The organism is Streptomyces sp. NPDC043952, assembly GCF_056435325.1.
In genome coordinates this window covers 51,419-67,971 of sequence record NZ_JBWKES010000025.1, presented here as the reverse complement: position 1 = coordinate 67,971, position 16,553 = coordinate 51,419, and the positions used below count along the sequence as shown (strand labels likewise).

Sequence of the window (16,553 nt, the reverse complement as noted above, 5' to 3'; positions counted from 1 at the left end):
GGTATCTGAGGAATGGGGCGGGAAGCGGCCATGATGGGACCAGCACACTCACTGTCGGGAGCCGCGGCCTGGCTCGGCGTCGGGGCGGCAGCCGCCGCGGCCGGGCATCCGATGCCCTGGCCGGTCCTGCTGGTCGGCGCCCTGATCTGCGCGGGCGCCGCGCTCGCACCGGATCTCGACCACAAGGCCGCCACCATCTCGCACGCCTTCGGGCCGATCTCCCACTGGCTCTGCGAGATCGTGGACAAGCTGTCCTACGCCGTCTACAAGGCGACCAGGAAGAAGGGCGACCCGCGCCGCTCCGGCGGCCACCGCACGCTGACGCACACCTGGGTGTGGGCGGTACTGATCGGCGCCGGCGCCTCGGCGGCGGCGATCACCGGGGGCCGCTGGGCGGTGCTGGCGATCCTGTTCGTGCACATGGTGCTGGCGATCGAGGGCCTGCTGTGGCGGGCGGCCCGCGGCTCCAGCAGCGACATACTGGTCTGGCTGCTGGCGGCGGCCTCCGCGTGGATCCTCGCGGGCGTGCTCGACAAGCCCGGCAACGGCTCGGACTGGCTGTTCACCGAGCCCGGACAGCAGTACCTGTGGCTGGGGCTGCCGATCGTGCTGGGCGCGCTGGTACACGACATCGGGGACGCGCTGACGGTCTCGGGCTGCCCGATCCTGTGGCCGATCCCGCTGGGCCGCAAGCGCTGGTACCCGGTGGGGCCGCCGAAGGCGATCCGGTTCCGGGCGGGCAGCTGGGTCGAGCTGAAGGTGCTCATGCCCGTGTTCATGGTGCTCGGCGGAGTGGGCTGCGCGGCGGCCCTCAACGTGATCTGAGGCCGCCGTGCCGCTCAGGTGGCGTCGCCCGTGTCCGCCCCGCCGTAGCGGCGCTCGAAGCGCGCGATGCGGCCCTCGGTGTCGACCTGCCGGGCCTTTCCGGTGTAGAAGGGGTGGCTCTCCGAGGAGATCTCCACGTCGATCACCGGGTAGGTCTGGCCATCGTCCCAGTCGATGGTCTGCTCGCTCCGTGCCGTGGACCGGGTGAGGAACGCGTAGCCGGCGGCCCGGTCGCGGAAGACCACGGCGTGGTAGTCGGGGTGCTTGTCCTGCTGCATGGCGGCTCCTTGTGCGGGGCGGTCGGGCAGGGCGCGGGCGGGAGGGCCGGGGCTCGCCGGTCAGCCGGAGACGGAGTCCTCGTCCACGATGTGCATCGCGGCCTCCTCCGCGGAGGCGGCGGCGCCGTCGATACCGACGTCGCTGGCCACGAGGGCGGCCTCCTCGTCCTCGTGCGCCCCCTCGTCGGGCGCCACCAGGCGGCCGGAGCGCAGATCGCCGACCTCGTTGTCGAGAAGTTCCCCGTCGGTACCCGCGCAATCCCCGATGCCGTCGCCGTCCGGGGGGTCCCGGTCGGGGATCTCCTCGGCGAGGCGCTGGTCGAGGGTCTCGCCCGCTTGCCGCTCCGCCGCGGTCACGCCGTCGTGTTCCACCGCCCAGGGGCGCTCCGGAGGCGACCAGCCGCGGTCGAGGGGGTCGTCGACACCGTCGAAGTCCAGAGTGTCCTCGACGTCGAGCACCCCCGAGTCCTCCCGGACCTCCAAGGGATCGGGATCGGGCTGGTAGACGTCGTCCCCCCAGCTGTCGGCGCTGTCCACGACTACCTCCAGGTGGTGAGGACGGCCGGATACCGCCGAAACGGGCGGCGGGCCGCCGGCACGCGCGGCACGGATGTCACACGGTGCGAACCGGGAGGTTCCCGGACGAAACCCGAGCCGGTGCCGTTTTCCAGCCTTCCACTGCTGCTCGCCACCGCGCAACGGCACGGAGCCCCGGCAGCCTCCGAGGAGGCCGTCCGAGCGGGCTGCTCAGCCGTGCCAGGACCGCCACAGGGCCGCGTACGCGCCGTCCGCCGCGACCAGCTCGTCATGGCTGCCCAGCTCGCTGATCCGGCCGCTCTCCACCACGGCGATCACATCGGCGTCGTGGGCGGTGTGCAGCCGGTGGGCGATGGCGACGACCGTGCGGCCGTCGAGGACACGGGCCAGGGACCGTTCCAGGTGACGGGCGGCGCGCGGATCCAGGAGCGAGGTCGCCTCGTCCAGCACCAGTGTGTGCGGATCGGCCAGCACCAGCCGGGCCAGCGCGATCTGCTGGGCCTGCGCCGGGGTCAGCGTCAGGCCGCCGGATCCGACCTCGGTGTCCAGGCCGGCGTCCAGCGCCCGAGCCCAGCCGTCGGCGTCCACGGCGCTCAGGGCCGCCCACAGTTCCGCGTCGTCGGCGCCGTCGCGGGCCAGCAGGAGGTTGTCCCGCAGCGAGCCGACGAAGACGTGGTGCTCCTGGTTGACCAGGGCGACGTGCGAGCGGACGCGTTCGGCCGGCATCCGGGACAGCTCGGCCCCGCCGAGGGTGATCCGCCCGGCGCGGGGCGCGTAGATCCCGGCGAGCAACCGGCCCAGGGTGGACTTGCCCGCGCCCGAGGGGCCGACCAGGGCGAGCCGGGTGCCGGGCGCGACCCGGAGGGACACCTCGCGCAGCACGTCGATGCCCTCCCGGTAGCCGAAGCGCACCCGGTCGGCGTGCACGTCCCGCCCCTCGGGCGCCACCGACGCGTCCCCGGCTCCCGGCTCGATCTCCCGGACCCCGACGAGGCGGGCGAGCGAGACCTGGGCCACCTGCACCTCGTCGTACCAGCGCAGGATGAGGTTCACCGGATCGACGAGCATTTGCGCCACCAGCGCGCCCGTGATCAGCCGGCCCACCCCGAGCCAGCCGTGCAGGACGAGCGTTCCGCCCACCATCAGGACCGAGCCGAGGACGATGACATGGGTGGCGTTGATGACCGGGAACAGCACGGACCGCAGCCACAGCGTGTACCTCTCCCACGCGGTCCAGGATTCGATCCGCTGCTCGGACAGCGCGACCCGGCGGGCGCCCAGCCGGTGGGCCTCGATGGTGTGGCCCGCGTCCACGGTCTCGGCGAGCGCGGCGGCGACGGCCGCGTACCCGGCGGCCTCCGAGCGGTAGCCGGCGGGCGCCCGCTTGAAGTACCAGCGGCACCCGGCCACCAGCACCGGCAGGGCGAGCAGCACGGCGGCCGCGAGCGGCGGGGCCGTCACCACCAGTCCGCCGAGGAGCAGGAGGGCCCATACGACACCGATCGCGAGCTGCGGTACGGCCTCGCGCATGGCGTTGGCCAGGCGGTCGATGTCGGTGGTGATACGGGAGAGCAGGTCGCCGGTGCCCGCGCGTTCCAGCACGCCCGGCGGCAGGCCGACCGAGCGGACGAGGAAGTCCTCGCGCAGGTCGGCGAGCATCCGTTCGCCGAGCATGGCGCCGCGCAGCCGCACCTGCCGGACGAACACCGCCTGCACGGCGAGCGCCAGCAGGAACAGCCCGGTGGTGAGGCCGAGATGCAGCTGCCGAGCCCCGTCCGACACCCGCTGGACCAGGTCGCCGAGCAGGTAGGGCCCGGCCATGGAGGCGATCACGGCCACCGTGTTCGCGGTGATCAGCAGCAGGAAGGCCCGGCGGTGGCGGCGGAACAGCTCGGTGACGTAGGCCCGTACGGTCGCGGTCGTGCCGACGGGCAGGGTGGTGGCGGTCGTCGGGGCCGCCGGGTCGTACTCCGGTGGTGCGACGCCGATCATGCGCTCTCCTCGATCTCTTCCAGCTCGCCGAGGGCGTCCAGCAGCGCTCCCTCGGCGGCGGTGACCGGTTCGTCGTCCGTCTCCCGTGTCACCACGGCCCGGTACCGGGGCTCGCTCTCGAACAGCTTCCGGTGCGTGTCGGACGCCACGACCGCGTCCCCGTGGACCAGGACCACCCGGTCGGCGCGGTCCAGGAGCAGCGGCGAGGAGGTGAACACCACCGTCGTGCGCCCCGAGCGCAGCAGGCGCAGCCCGTCGGCGATGCGGGCCTCGGTGTGCGAGTCGACCGCGGAGGTCGGTTCGTCCAGCACCAGGACCTCCGGATCGGTGACCAGCGACCGGGCCAGGGCGAGCCGTTGGCGCTGGCCGCCGGAGAGGGACCGGCCGCGCTCGGTGATGCGGGCGTCCATCGGGTCGGCGGCGTCCAGGGAGCCCTGCACCAGGGCGTCCAGGACGTCCTCGCACCGCGCGGCCGCGAGCGCGTCGGCGGCCGTGACGGCACCGGAAGCGGGCACGTCGAGCAGTTCGCGCAGGGTGCCGGAGAGCAGCACCGGGTCCTTGTCCTGGACGAGGACGGCGGTCCGGGCGAGGTCCAGGGGGAGTTCGTCCAGGGGCGTGCCGCCGAGCAGGACCGAGCGGCCCGGCTCCGTGGGGTGGCCGCCGAGCCGCTCCGCGAGCCGTCCGGCGGTGTCCGGGTCGCCGCACACCACCGCTGTGAGCTTTCCTGCGGGAGCGCTGAGACCGGTGGCGGGGTCGTACAGATCACCGCGGGGCACCGCCGGCCGGTCACCGCCCGCCGCCTCGCGAGCGCTGCCGCCTGTCGCCGCCGACCGTTCCAACGACAGCACCCGTGCGGCGCGCTCGGCCGACGGGCGGGAGAAGGAGTAGGACATCGCGATCTCTTCGAAGTGCTGCAAGGGATAGCTGAGGACCATCACGGAGCTGTAGACGGCGACCAGTTCGCCGACGGCGATGCGGCCCTCGCGGACCAGGTGGACGCCGTACCAGACGACCGCGATCAGCAGCAGACCCGGCAGCAGCACCTGCACGGCCGAGATCAGCGACCACATCCGGGCGCTACGCACGGCCGCGTGCCGCACCTCCTGGGAGGCGTGGCGGTAGCGGGCGAGGAAGAGTTCCTCGCCGCCGATGCCGCGCAGTACCCGCAGTCCGGCGACGGTGTCCGAGGCCAGCTCGGTAGCGCGGCCCGCCTTCTCGCGCTGGAGGTCGGCGCGGCGGGTGGCGCGCGGCAGCAGCGGCAGTACGGCGAGTGCCACGACGGGCAGCCCGGCGGCCACGACCGTGCCGAGCGCGGGCTGGTAGACGAGGAGGCCGACGCAGACGACGACCACGGTCAGCGCGGCGGCGGTGAAACGGGACACCGCCTCCACGAACCAGCCGATCTTCTCCACGTCGCCGGTGGACACGGCGACCACCTCGCCGGCCGCCACCCGCCGGGTCAGCGCCGAGCCGAGTGCCGCCGCCTTGCGGGCGAGGAGCTGCTGGACGCGGGCGGCAGCCGTGATCCAGTTGGTGACGGCGGCCCGGTGCAGGAAGGTGTCGCCCACCGCGACGGCCGTACCGCACAGCAGCATCGAAGCGCCCGTCAGGGCCAGCCGGGTGCCGGACCGGTCCACGACGGCCTGTACGGCGAAGCCGACGCAGAAGGGGAGCGCGGAGACGGCGACGAAGTGGAGCAGGCCCCAGGCCAGCGCCTTGAGCTGGCCACCGAGCTGATTGCGCCAGAGCCACCACAGGAATCGGGGCCCCGAGCGTGCGTCGGGCACGCCGGGGTCGGGATAGGGAAGATCGTGAATCTGCATGACGTCCAGACGGCTCGTGACAGCGTGTCAGGGAACGGCGGCAGCCGAGGGCGGCGGCGGACCGGGACAAGCCGTGACAGGGTCGCTTCGCGCGGTCGGGAATTTCAAACGGTTTTCGCGTCAATGGGGCGTCATGTCAGCATGGCCCGGTGCGGATAGACAGTGTGCGGCGCTCGACGCGCTGGGCGGCGGCCCTCGGAACCCTGCTCCTGACGACCCTTACGGCCTGTGGCACGGGCTCGTCCGGCTCCCCGCCCGGCCACCCGGGCCCGGCCGCGCCGACCGCCTCCCCTTCCGCGCCCGCCCCCGACCCGGCCCGCATTCCGGGTGTCGGCAAGCGTCTGTACGCACGGATACCCGGCCAGTCCCGCCAGGTCGTGGCCGTGTACGGCAAGGGCCGGAACTCGGCCGAGTCCGAAGTGGTGCTCTACGTGAGACAGGGCGGCGGCTGGCACCGGGAGGGCAGCTGGGCGGCGCACAACGGGCGCCGCGGCTGGACCCCCGACCACCACGAGGGCGACAAGCGCAGCCCGGTGGGCGTGTTCACGCTGACCGCCGCGGGCGGTACGTACGCCGATCCGGGGAGCAAGCTGCCGTACGACCACAACACCTACGCCTACGCCTCCCCGAAAGAGTGGCCCAAGGCGTACCAGCACGACTTCGGTTACGTCATCGCCATCGACTACAACCGCGTGCCGGGCACCCCGCCGCGCGACGGCACCCGCCCCTGGGGCGCGGCCAAGGGCGGCGGTATCTGGCTGCACCTGGACCACGGGAGCGGCACTTCGGCCTGCGTGAGCATGCCCAAGAGCGCCATGGAGACGCTGCTGCGCACGCTCGACCCGGCCCGGCACCCCGTGGTGGTGATGGGGGACCGGGCGGATCTCGGCGCCTGACGGCCGCGCGGCCGTCAGTTGACCGCCGAGCCGCCATGAGGCGCCGAGGAAGGACCCGCCGCGACGGCCGAGCCGATCACGTCCACGTCGCTCGATCGGACGTAGGCGATCCGGTGGTCGAACTGGATCTGGTAGTAGGTCTCGTCGCCCTTGACCACCGGCTCGGGCGTGTCGACGAAGGCCGAACGCGGCACGAAGGAGCTGTCGATGGTGCCCTCGGTGACGTACCGCTGGCCCGCCCGGAAGTGGTAGGGGAGCGGCGCCTCGGGCTCCTCGTCCACGCCCTCCGGGTAGGCGTCCTCCTCGGGCAGGGCGCGGCCGAAGACGGGGATCTCGTCCAGGCCCTCCTTGGGCGTCACCATCTTGCCGGCCGCGCCGACCGCCGTCGCCTGCTTCCTCGGGTTCTTGAACCAGGCCTTGCGGCCCTGGTACCAGACCGCCGTCCAGTCGCCGCGGCGTTCGGCGACGGCGAAGGTCTGGCCGGCCGAGGCGCGCGCCCCGAGGTCGTCGACGTCCAGCGTGGAGACCCCGCCGTCCGGATGGCGGCCCGGATCCTGGATCAGCGGTGCCTTCTCGTCCGGGCGGGTGTACATGCGCACGGCGCTGGAGCCGTGCTTCGGGCACGGCGCGCCGGGCTTGAGGCAGCCCGTGAACTTGGGCGAGTGGGTGGCGTAGTCCGGCAGGATCGTCACCATGTCGCTGTTCGGCCCGGCGGTGGCCTTCAGGGGCGCGCCGAGCAGGTCGAAGTAGTGGCGCCAGTCCCAGAAGGGGCCCGGATCGTCGTGCATGTCGGGGATGGAGTCGCCGGTCGGCGAGGGCACGTTGTCGTGGCCGAAGATGTGCTGCCGGTCGAGCGGGATGTCGTACTTCTTGGCCAGATAGCGGACCAGGCGTGCCGAGGTCCTGTACATCTGTTCGGTGAACCAGGTGCCCGGCTGCCGCAGGAAGCCCTCGTGTTCGATGCCGATGGAGCGGGCGTTGACGTACTGGTTGCCGGAGTGCCAGGCCTCGTCCTTGGTCTGCACGTGCTGGGTGACGTGGCCGTCGCTGGAGCGGATCGAGTAGTGCCAGGACGCCTCGGTGGGGTCCTGCACCGTCTGGAACATGCTCGACAGCTTGGCCTCGGTGTCGTGGATGACGATGTACTCGATCTTCTGGTCGCGCGGCCGGTCGGCGAGGTCGTGGTTGCCGTAGTCGCCGTCGTCGTCGATCTCCTCGTAGGGCGCCGCGAGCCAGTCGCAGGACACCTCGGCCGGGCACTCCGTCCCCTTGGCGTGCCGGGCCTTCGCCGTGCGGACGGTGTGGGGGCGCACGGAGGGGCTCGCGGGCAGGGAGACCTCCTGGCCCTCGGCGGTGGTGCGGTGGGCGCCCTTGCGGATCACCGCGAAGACGTCGTTCGCGTACGTCGCCGCCGAGGTGACGTCAGGAGTGCCGGGGAAACGTTCCACCGCCTCCCACCAGTCCGCGGGATCGTCGCTCAGCGGCTTGCCCAGCTGCTGCTGAGTGGCCGCGAGCAGGGCGGCGCCGCCGCGCACATTGGCGGTGGCATCGGTGCGCAGGCGCCCGGCGGGGGCGTCGGTCAGCCGGGCGGCGCGCTGGAGGTCCGCCGGCTTCACGGACCGGCCGGCCGGCACACCGTCCGGCCGCGCGGCGGGCGCGCCTGCCGCCCCCGCGCTCGGCTGGAGCGCGCCACCGCCCTGGCCCGGAGAGGGCGACGCGGCCGGGAACTGGCTGGTGTCCACCAGATGCATCGGCCCGTAGCCGCCCGCGACGCTCGGGGAGCCCGGATGGGCGTCCCAGCGGGTCTGCACATACGACACGCTCATCAGCACACTGCGCGGCACATGGAAGTCGTGGGCGGCATCGGTGAAGGCGACCTGGAGGCGCTGCTCCGGCGCGTCGTCGTCGGTCATCGGGGTGAGCAGCAGCGGCGCCAGCAGGGCCGCCGATCCGATGGCACACGCGGTCAGGCGGCACACGCGACCATGGGGGACACGTGGGGAGGTGGGTCTTTTCATGGCACGGGTCTCCAAACATGTTCATCGCGCGCTTCGCAGCCAGGACAAAGGAGTTGCCCCTGACAACCACCCCTTGTACGTTTCCGTGCCCCGCGTGTCCCGTCGCGCCAACCGTCACCGGGGTGGACCAGCGGCCCGGCAGAGGCCACCCGGTCGGCGGCAGCGGCACCGCTCCGACGGCCCGTCAGCGCGGGCGCTCCGGCGGGCCGGTGACGGAGGGCATCCGGCTCAGTCCTCGACCGGGTCGACCTGCCAGTCGGGGTGGCCCGGCATGGGCGGGGTGTGCGTCCCGTAGAGCCAGGCGGTCAGAAAGGTTTTCAGGTCCTGTTTCGCGACCCGTGAGGCGAGGTCGACGAAGTCCCGTGTGCCCGCCGCGCGGCCCCGGTAGGTGCTCACCCAGGACTTCTCGATCCGCTCGAAGACCGCGGGGCCGACCTTCTCCCGCAGGGCGTACAGCACCAGGGCGGATCCGTCGTAGCGCATCACCTTGAACAGCGTGCCGGCGCCGGGTTCGGCGGGCGCGCCGTCGTCGTGGCGCCACTGGTCGTGCTGTGCGTAGGCGTCGCGCATCGCGTCGTCCAGGCTGACGCCGCCGTGCGATGCGGAGTACAGCCGTTCGTAGAACCGGGCGTGACCCTCGCTCAGCCACAGGTCGGACCAGCGCCGGATGGCGACGCTGTCCCCGGTCCAATGGTGTGTCAGCTCGTGCACGAGATTGCGTTCGGCGTCGACCCGGTCACCGAGCAGATCGTCCTTCGGTACGACGGACAGCGACTGGGTCTCCAGCGCCACCGGTAGCTCGGTGTCCCCGACCAGCACGCCGTAGCGGCGGAACGGATACGGCCCGAGCCGCTGTTCCAGCCAGGCCAGGTGCTCCGGGGTGAGCGAGCGGTACTCCTCGGTGTCGCCGACCAGATCGTCCGGGACCACGTCGCGGACCGGCAGCCCGCGCGGGCCGCTGCTGTTGACGACGCGGAACCTGCCGATCGCCAGCTGGACCAGCTGAGCCGCGATCGGCTGCTCGGAGTCGTAGGTCCGTTCGACGCGGCCACCGGGCCGTGCGGCCGTGCTGACGAGGCGTCCGTTGGCCACCGCGCCGATGTCCGCCGGGGTGGTGACGTGGAAGGTGATCGGTGCGCGCAGGCTCGGGTGGTCGTCCGCCGGGAAGATCATCTTGGCGCCGTCCGGCTGGGCGCAGACCACGGTGCCGTCGGGCGTGGGCACCCAGCCGTAGTCCCGGATCGCGTCGTCGCGGTGGCGCTGCTGGGTGGGGTCGGCGGTGTAGGCGACATGGACGGTGAAGGCGTGGCCGCGGGGGATCGGCCGGGCGGGGGTGACGACGAGTTCGTCGCCGTCGCGTACGGCCCCGGCCGGTGCGCCGTCGACCGTGACCCGGTGCAGCGTGTTGCCCGCGAAGTCGAGGTCGAAGCGGGACAGCGCCTGGGTGGCGGCGGCGCTGATGGTGGCGCCCGCCTCGAACGGCGTCAGGGGCGCCTGCCAGTCGAAGTCCAGGGTGTAACGGCGGACCGTGTACCCGCCGTTTCCGGCGAGCGGCATCAGCGGATCGCCGATGCCGGGAGCGCCGGGGGACGGGGGCGCGCCTCCACCCCGCCCCGAGGCGGCGGTACGCCCCGGTGCGGCGGCCGGGCCGGGCGAGGGTGAGCCGTGGTTCTCGCGCGGGAACAGGTCGATGCAGAGGGCGGCGCCGGTGAGGGTGAGGGCACTGGCGAGGACGAGGGCCGTGCGGCGGGGACGCCGCGTTCTCCGCCCCTCCCCGGCCTCCTCGCTCGGGGGCCCCGCCGGGCTGTCCGCGGGCATGATCTCCATGGACGCACTATGCCAGTGCGATCCGTTAATAGCACCAAATGTCTGTCAGGGTGACGATGCGCCAGACGTGCGCCGTGGTGCCGCTTCTCTCCTCGACGCCTCATTGCGGCCTCGCCCAAACACCCCGTAGAACACCGCCCATGAGACAACGGATAGTCATGTCCATGCTTGCGATCGCGGCCCTCCTGACCGGCGCCCTGTTCGCCGCCGGGACCGCGAGCGCGCGGGCGGCCGACGTCCCCGCCGAGTTCGGCACCGACTGGCACGACCCGGTGACCGCCGCCCCGCCGGTCGCCCGGCCGCACACCAAGTCCTGCCAGGTCACCCTGGCCGACGGGCAGTTCCGCGACTTCACCCCCTACCGGGGCGCGTACACCCCGCCCAAAGGCTGCGGCGGCCGCTGGAGCAAGGTCGTGCTCCGCCTGGACGGCACGGTGAAGGGCCGTCAGTACGACCGGCTCGGCTATCTGCACGTCGGCGGGGTCGAGATCCTGCGCACCTCCACCCCCGAACCCTCGCCGGACGGCATCGCCTGGCACGTCGAGAAGGACGTCACCCGCTACAGCGACACCTTCCGCAGCCCGCGGGACGTCGAGATGCTGATCGGCAACGTGGTCGACGACACCTACACCGGCGTCATCGACGTCCACGTCACCCTGACGTTCTACGCGGGCAGCCCCGCCGAACGGACCCCGGACCGCGTGCTCACCCTCGGCGACACGCCCGGCGGCACGACGCTCACCACACCGCGCAACAGCGAGCGGATCGTCGCCGAGGTCTACGCGACCGGATCCGGCGGCGGGTGCGAGGAGTTCTGGTACCTGACGGTGGCCGACCCGGCGTCGTACTCCTGCAAGGCCGATCACGGCCCCTACCGCGAGGTGCAGATCAAGGTCGACGGGCGCACGGCGGGCATCGCCGCGCCCTATCCGAACGTGTGGACCGGCGGCTGGTCCGATCCGTTCCTCTGGTACGTCATCCCGGCGCCGGGCGCCTTCGACGTGCGGCCCATCGAGTACGACCTCACACCCTTCGCCGGGCTGCTGGACGACGGCCGCCCGCACCGCGTCGAGGTCTCCGTCCTGGGCGTGCCTGCGGGCCAGGCCGGCTGGAGCACCCCGGTGAACGTGCTGGTCTGGCAGGACGCGCACCGCGACCACCTCACCGGCGCGGTCACCCAAGATATGGCGACCGATCTGGTCAACTCCTCGACCTACACACCGGGTTCAGAGAACCGGGTGGACACGAAGGCCGGGCACCGGCTCACCGTCAGCGGATACCTCGACACCTCCCACGGACGAGTGACCACCACCGTCACCCGGACCCTCGGCGACACGTCCGTCCACCGCTGGACCGACGGCGAGAACACCGACGGACTGGACGCGACCTGGACCGACGACCAGACCGTCACCACCGCCGGGGCCGGCCCCGCGCGGTCCGCGCACACGCTGCGGACGTACACCCTCGACGGCGTCACCACCATCGGCTCCGACAACCGGCTGCGCACGGTGCTGACACTCGGCGACCGCGCCTCGGTGACCGAGCTGCGCGGCGGCCGGCGCACCGCGTGGTCGCGGCTGGACGACACCTACCGCGGCGACGCCTCGTACACCCTCGACGCCCCGCGTGAGCAGCGGCACGCGGTCGGCACCTCGTCGGAGCACTACCGGTCCTACGGCTCGGACGGCTGCTACGACCGCACGCTGGCCACCGCCCAGGGGGCGCTGACACTGGACCGCAGGGGCTGCTAGCCCGGCAGGCGCCCGGTGCGACGGGGTCAGCAGGGCTTGCCGGCGTCCCCGTCGACCAGGGTGTCCAGCAGTACGCCGAGCACCTCGCGCTCCTTCTCCGTCAGCGGGGCGAGTATCTCCTCGGCCGCCGAGCGGCGCGCGCCGCGCAGTTCGCGCAGGGCCGCGCGCCCCTCGTCGGTCAGCTCGATCCGGGTCACGCGCCGGTTCGCCGGATCCGCCGCCCGGCGCACCTTGCCGCTCGCCTCAAGCCCGTCGACCAGCGTCGTCACCGCGCGCGGCACGACCTCAAGGCGCTCGGCGAGGTCGGCCATGCGCGGCGGCGAGGGGTAGTGCGCGAGGGTGCGCAGCAGCCGGGACTGGGCGGGGGTGATGCCCAGTTCGCGCCGTTCCAGATGGTGCTTCTGGATGCGGTGCACCCGGCGGGTGAGCCGCAGCAACTGCTCGGCGAGCAGTCCGTCGGGATCGGGGGTGGTCATGCGGGAACAATATCAGGATGCGGTTCATTGTGAGTATAGGTAACAATGAGCTACGATCCGTTCCGTCATCGCCGGCCGAACCCGGCCGGCGCCCGCTCACCTCCGTAGGAGCCCATGCATCCCGACCGTGAAACCTCCTGGACCCCGCCCGCCGATGCCAAGGACCGGCCCCGGCAGTGGCGGCGGATCCTCGCGCTGTTCCGCCCCTATCGCGGGCGGCTCGCGATCGTCGGCCTGCTGGTCGGCGCCTCCTCGCTGGTCTCGGTGGCCACACCGTTCCTGCTCAAGGAGATCCTCGACGTCGCCATCCCGCGCGGCCGTACCGGTCTGCTGAGCCTGCTCGCGCTCGGCATGATCCTCAGCGCGGTCCTCTCCAGCGTCTTCGGTGTGCTCCAGACGCTGATCTCGACCACCGTCGGCCAGCGCGTCATGCACGACCTGCGCACCGCCGTGTACGGCCGGCTCCAGCGCATGTCGCTCGCCTTCTTCACCCGCACCCGCACCGGCGAGGTGCAGTCCCGCATAGCCAATGACATCGGCGGCATGCAGGCGACGGTCACCTCGACCGCCACCTCCCTGGTCTCCAATGCCACCAGCGTGGTCGCCACCGTCGTCGCGATGGTCGCCCTCGACTGGCGGCTCACCATCGTCTCGCTGCTCCTGCTGCCGGCCTTCGTCTGGATCAGCCGCCGCGTCGGCAATGAGCGCAAGAGGATCACCACCGAGCGCCAGAAGCAGATGGCCGCGATGGCCGCCACGGTCACCGAGTCCCTCTCGGTCAGCGGCATCCTGCTCGGCCGCACCATGGGCCGCACCGACTCGCTGACCGGCTCCTTCGCCGGGGAGTCCGAGCGGCTGGTCGACCTGGAGGTCCGGTCGAACATGGCCGGTCGCTGGCGCATGGCCGTGATCACCATCGTCATGGCCGCCATGCCTGCCGTCATCTACTGGACGGCCGGTCTGGCCCTCCAGTTCGGCGGCCCGCGGGTCTCGCTCGGCACCATCGTCGCCTTCGTCTCGCTCCAGCAGGGCCTGTTCCGCCCGGCCGTGAGCCTGCTCGCCACCGGCGTCCAGATCCAGACCTCCCTCGCGCTTTTCCAGCGCATCTTCGAGTACCTTGACCTGCCCATCGACATCACCGAGCGCCCGCGCCCGGTCCACCTCGACCGCGTCAAGGGCGAAGTCCGCTTCGAAGACGTCGAGTTCCGCTACGACGGCAAGGGCGGCCCCGTCCTGGACGGCATCGACGTCACCGTCCCCGCCGGCGGCAGCCTCGCGGTCGTCGGCCCCACCGGCGCGGGCAAGTCCACGCTGGGCTATCTGGTGCCCCGGCTCTACGACGTCACCGGCGGCCGGGTCACCCTCGACGGGATCGACGTCCGCGACCTCGACTTCGACACCCTCGCCCGCGCGGTCGGCGTCGTCTCGCAGGAGACGTACCTCTTCCACGCCTCCGTCGCCGAGAACCTGCGCTTCGCCAAGCCGGACGCCACCGACGAGGAGTTGCACGCCGCGGCCCGTGCGGCGCAGATCCACGACCACATAGCGGCGCTGCCCGACGGCTACGACACGGTGGTGGGCGAGCGCGGCCACCGCTTCTCCGGCGGCGAGAAGCAGCGCCTCGCCATAGCCCGCACCATCCTGCGCGACCCGCCGGTCCTCATCCTGGACGAGGCGACCAGCGCCCTGGACACCCGGACCGAGGCCGCCGTGCAGGAGGCCATCGACGCCCTCTCGGCGAACCGTACGACGATCACCATCGCCCACCGGCTGTCCACCGTTCGCGGCGCCGACCAGATCGTGGTGCTGGACTCCGGGCGGGTCGCCGAGCGCGGCACGCACGAGGAACTGCTGGAGCGCGACGGGCGGTACGCGGCCCTGGTGCGCCGGGACGCACAGCTGGAGCCGGCCGGGTGAGACGGCGGCCCGAAGGCAGCGGTCCCGGACGGGTGGCCGGAGCGGCGGACCGGGACGGGCGACTGGGCCGACAAGCTGAATATATGTCGTGGTTGCGGTGATTCGCGTATTACGGTTCCCGCATGCTGACGCACATTCCGTCACGGAGCAGGATCCGACTGACACGCCGGGGCAGACTCGTCCTCGCCGCGGCCGGCGCCGTCATGGCCGGCACCGCCGTGGCGGTGCCGCTGCTGACGGCGGCCGATCACCACGAGGTGCCCAGGGCCGCCACACTCGTCGTACCGGAGGGCTGGCGCGCGAGCCAGGTCTACGACGCGATCGACAAGGCGCTGGCCCTGCCCTCGGGCAGCACCCGCACCTCGCTCGGCAAGGCCCGGCTGCCCCTGCCCAAGGACGCCGGGGGCAACCCGGAGGGCTATCTCTTCCCGGCCTCCTACCCCCTGCGCAAGGGCGCGACCCCCGAGTCCGTGCTGCGCTCCATGGTGGACACCGCCCACCAGAAGTTCGACGGCGCACCGGTCGCGGCCGGGGCCCAGCGCAACTCGATGAACGTCTACCAGGCCCTCACCATCGCCAGCATCATCCAGGCCCAGGCGGTGAAGAAGGAGGACATGGGCAAGGTCGCCCGTGTCATCCTCAACCGGCTGGAACGCGGGATGCCGCTGCAACTGGACTCCACCCTCAGCTACGCGCTGGGCCGCGCGCGCACCACCGAGGGCGACACCAGGAGCGACAGCCCCTACAACACCTACCAGCGCATGGGCCTGCCGCCGACGCCGATCGGCAATCCCGGCGAGGACGCGATGCGCGCCGCCCTCAATCCGACGCCGGGCGACTGGCTGTACTTCGTGACGGTCAAGCCCGGCGACACGCGCTTCACCGCCGACTACGACACACACCTGCGCAATGTGGCCGAGTACAACTCCCTTCAGCAGCAGGCCGGGCAGCAGCCGGGACAGAACCGGAGCCCGTCACCGGTCCGCTCCTCCGCCCCCTCCGCGACGCGGTCCGGCAAGACCGGCTGAGCGGAACGACCGGGCCAACGAGGCGCGGCGGCCTGACGGTTCAGGGGTTCGTCACGCGGCGGCCGGCCGTTCCTCGGCCAGCAGTCGCCTGATGTCCCGCACGGCCGCGCGGCCGGCCCGGTTGGCGCCGATGGTGCTGGCCGAGGGGCCGTAGCCGACGAGATGGATCCGGGGGTCGGCCACCGCGCGCGTCCCCTCCACCCGGATTCCGCCGCCCGGCGCGCGCAGCCGCAGCGGGGCGAGATGGCCGAGCGCCGCCCGGAAGCCGGTCGCCCAGAGGATCACATCGGCGTCCACCCGGCTGCCGTCCCGCCATCGCACGCCGTCGGGGGTGATCCGGTCGAACATCGGCCGCCGGTGCAGGACCCCCTCCGCAAGTCCCCGGCGGATCGCGTCGTTCAGCGGCAGCCCGGTGACCGAGACCACGCTGCGCGGCGGCAGGCCCTCGCGCACCCGTTCCGCCACCAGCGCGACGGCGGCCCGCCCCGCCTCCGCGTCGAACGGCCCCTCGCGGAAGACGGGCGGACGCCGGGTGACCCAGGTGGTCGCGGCGGCGTAGGGGGCGAGTTCCAGCAGGTGCTGGGTGCCGGAGGCGCCACCGCCCACGACCACCACCCGCCGCCCGGCGAACTCCTCGGGCCCCGCGTACCGCGCGGTGTGCAACTGCCGCCCGCGGAAGGTCTCCTGGCCCGGATAGCGGGGCCAGAACGGATGGTCCCAGGTGCCGGTCGCGTTGATCAGCGCACGGGCCGACCAGATGCCGTCGGAGGTCTCCACGAGCAGCCGCCCGCCGTCCCCCTCGCGCACCGCCCGCACCTCCACCGGGCGCCGTACCCGCAGGTCGAAGGCGCGCTCGTAGCGGGCGAAGTACGCGCCGATCACCTCCGCCGAGGGGCGCGCCGGGTCGGCGTCCGTCAGCTCCATACCGGGCAGCGCGTGCATGCCGTGCACCTTGCCGTACGTCAGCGAGGGCCAGCGGAACTGCCAGGCGCCGCCCGGAGCGGGGGAGTGGTCGAGGACCACGAAGTCGCGGTCCGGCTCGAATCCGGCGCGGCGCAAGTGATAGGCGCCGGACAGCCCGGCCTGCCCGGCGCCCACGACGACCACCTCGACCTCACGCAATTCGTTCACGTTTCTACCAACAGCGTGCCGGACACGGATCATCCCGCGCGGTGTCGACCCCTG

Annotated in this window: 13 protein-coding genes; 5 read left to right on the top strand and 8 right to left on the bottom strand. The window is 72.6% G+C overall.

The features are described 5' to 3' along the window. The first annotated feature begins 30 nt into the window (after positions 1–30). On the top strand, positions 31–825 hold the full coding sequence (locus AC069R_RS24965; protein WP_093678457.1) for a metal-dependent hydrolase: 795 nt from the start codon (positions 31–33) through the stop codon (positions 823–825). A 14-nt stretch (positions 826–839) separates the two neighbouring features. Here the strand turns inward: AC069R_RS24965 and AC069R_RS24960 are convergent, their stop codons facing one another. From AC069R_RS24960 to AC069R_RS24945, 4 genes are all read right to left on the bottom strand, one after another. Further along, positions 840–1,103: a type B 50S ribosomal protein L31 gene (locus tag AC069R_RS24960; protein WP_478769039.1), complete on the bottom strand. Its 264-nt coding sequence runs from the start codon at positions 1,101–1,103 to the stop codon at positions 840–842. A 60-nt stretch (positions 1,104–1,163) separates the two neighbouring features. Next, positions 1,164–1,640, bottom strand: a complete 477-nt coding sequence (locus AC069R_RS24955) for a DUF5709 domain-containing protein (protein WP_478769038.1) — start codon at positions 1,638–1,640, stop codon at positions 1,164–1,166. A gap of 210 nt (positions 1,641–1,850) precedes the next feature. Then, complete coding sequence (locus AC069R_RS24950; protein WP_478769037.1) at positions 1,851–3,632, bottom strand: ABC transporter ATP-binding protein; 1,782 nt, start codon at positions 3,630–3,632, stop codon at positions 1,851–1,853. Then, positions 3,629–5,455 carry an ABC transporter transmembrane domain-containing protein gene (locus AC069R_RS24945; protein ID WP_478769036.1) on the bottom strand — a complete coding sequence of 609 codons (1,827 nt, stop codon included), beginning with the start codon at positions 5,453–5,455 and terminating at the stop codon, positions 3,629–3,631. The genes AC069R_RS24950 and AC069R_RS24945 overlap by 4 nt, the downstream gene beginning before the upstream one ends. 149 nt (positions 5,456–5,604) lie before the next feature. Here AC069R_RS24945 and AC069R_RS24940 point away from each other — a divergent pair, with 149 nt between their 5' ends. Next, complete coding sequence (locus tag AC069R_RS24940; RefSeq protein ID WP_478769035.1) at positions 5,605–6,351, top strand: L,D-transpeptidase family protein; 747 nt, start codon at positions 5,605–5,607, stop codon at positions 6,349–6,351. Between the two features lie 14 nt (positions 6,352–6,365). Here the strand turns inward: AC069R_RS24940 and AC069R_RS24935 are convergent, their stop codons facing one another. Then, positions 6,366–8,369, bottom strand: coding sequence for an N-acetylmuramoyl-L-alanine amidase (locus AC069R_RS24935; protein ID WP_478769034.1), 2,004 nt, complete (start codon positions 8,367–8,369; stop codon positions 6,366–6,368). A gap of 228 nt (positions 8,370–8,597) precedes the next feature. Further along, positions 8,598–10,196: a M1 family metallopeptidase gene (locus AC069R_RS24930; RefSeq protein ID WP_478769033.1), complete on the bottom strand. Its 1,599-nt coding sequence runs from the start codon at positions 10,194–10,196 to the stop codon at positions 8,598–8,600. Positions 10,197–10,336: 140 nt separating this feature from the next. Here AC069R_RS24930 and AC069R_RS24925 point away from each other — a divergent pair, with 140 nt between their 5' ends. Beyond that, positions 10,337–11,947, top strand: coding sequence for a peptide-N4-asparagine amidase (locus AC069R_RS24925; protein WP_478769032.1), 1,611 nt, complete (start codon positions 10,337–10,339; stop codon positions 11,945–11,947). A 26-nt stretch (positions 11,948–11,973) separates the two neighbouring features. Here the strand turns inward: AC069R_RS24925 and AC069R_RS24920 are convergent, their stop codons facing one another. Beyond that, positions 11,974–12,423 carry a MarR family winged helix-turn-helix transcriptional regulator gene (locus AC069R_RS24920; protein WP_397987536.1) on the bottom strand — a complete coding sequence of 150 codons (450 nt, stop codon included), beginning with the start codon at positions 12,421–12,423 and terminating at the stop codon, positions 11,974–11,976. 114 nt (positions 12,424–12,537) lie between these two features. Between AC069R_RS24920 and AC069R_RS24915 the strand changes: the two genes are divergently transcribed. Beyond that, on the top strand, positions 12,538–14,340 hold the full coding sequence (locus tag AC069R_RS24915) for an ABC transporter ATP-binding protein (protein WP_478769031.1): 1,803 nt from the start codon (positions 12,538–12,540) through the stop codon (positions 14,338–14,340). A 122-nt stretch (positions 14,341–14,462) separates the two neighbouring features. After that, positions 14,463–15,368, top strand: a complete 906-nt coding sequence (gene mltG, locus AC069R_RS24910; RefSeq protein WP_478769030.1) for an endolytic transglycosylase MltG — start codon at positions 14,463–14,465, stop codon at positions 15,366–15,368. Between the two features lie 51 nt (positions 15,369–15,419). On the opposite strand, the gene AC069R_RS24905 is transcribed toward mltG, so the two are convergent. Continuing rightward, positions 15,420–16,499 carry an NAD(P)-binding domain-containing protein gene (locus AC069R_RS24905; protein ID WP_478769029.1) on the bottom strand — a complete coding sequence of 360 codons (1,080 nt, stop codon included), beginning with the start codon at positions 16,497–16,499 and terminating at the stop codon, positions 15,420–15,422. Between the last annotated feature and the right edge of the window lie 54 nt (positions 16,500–16,553).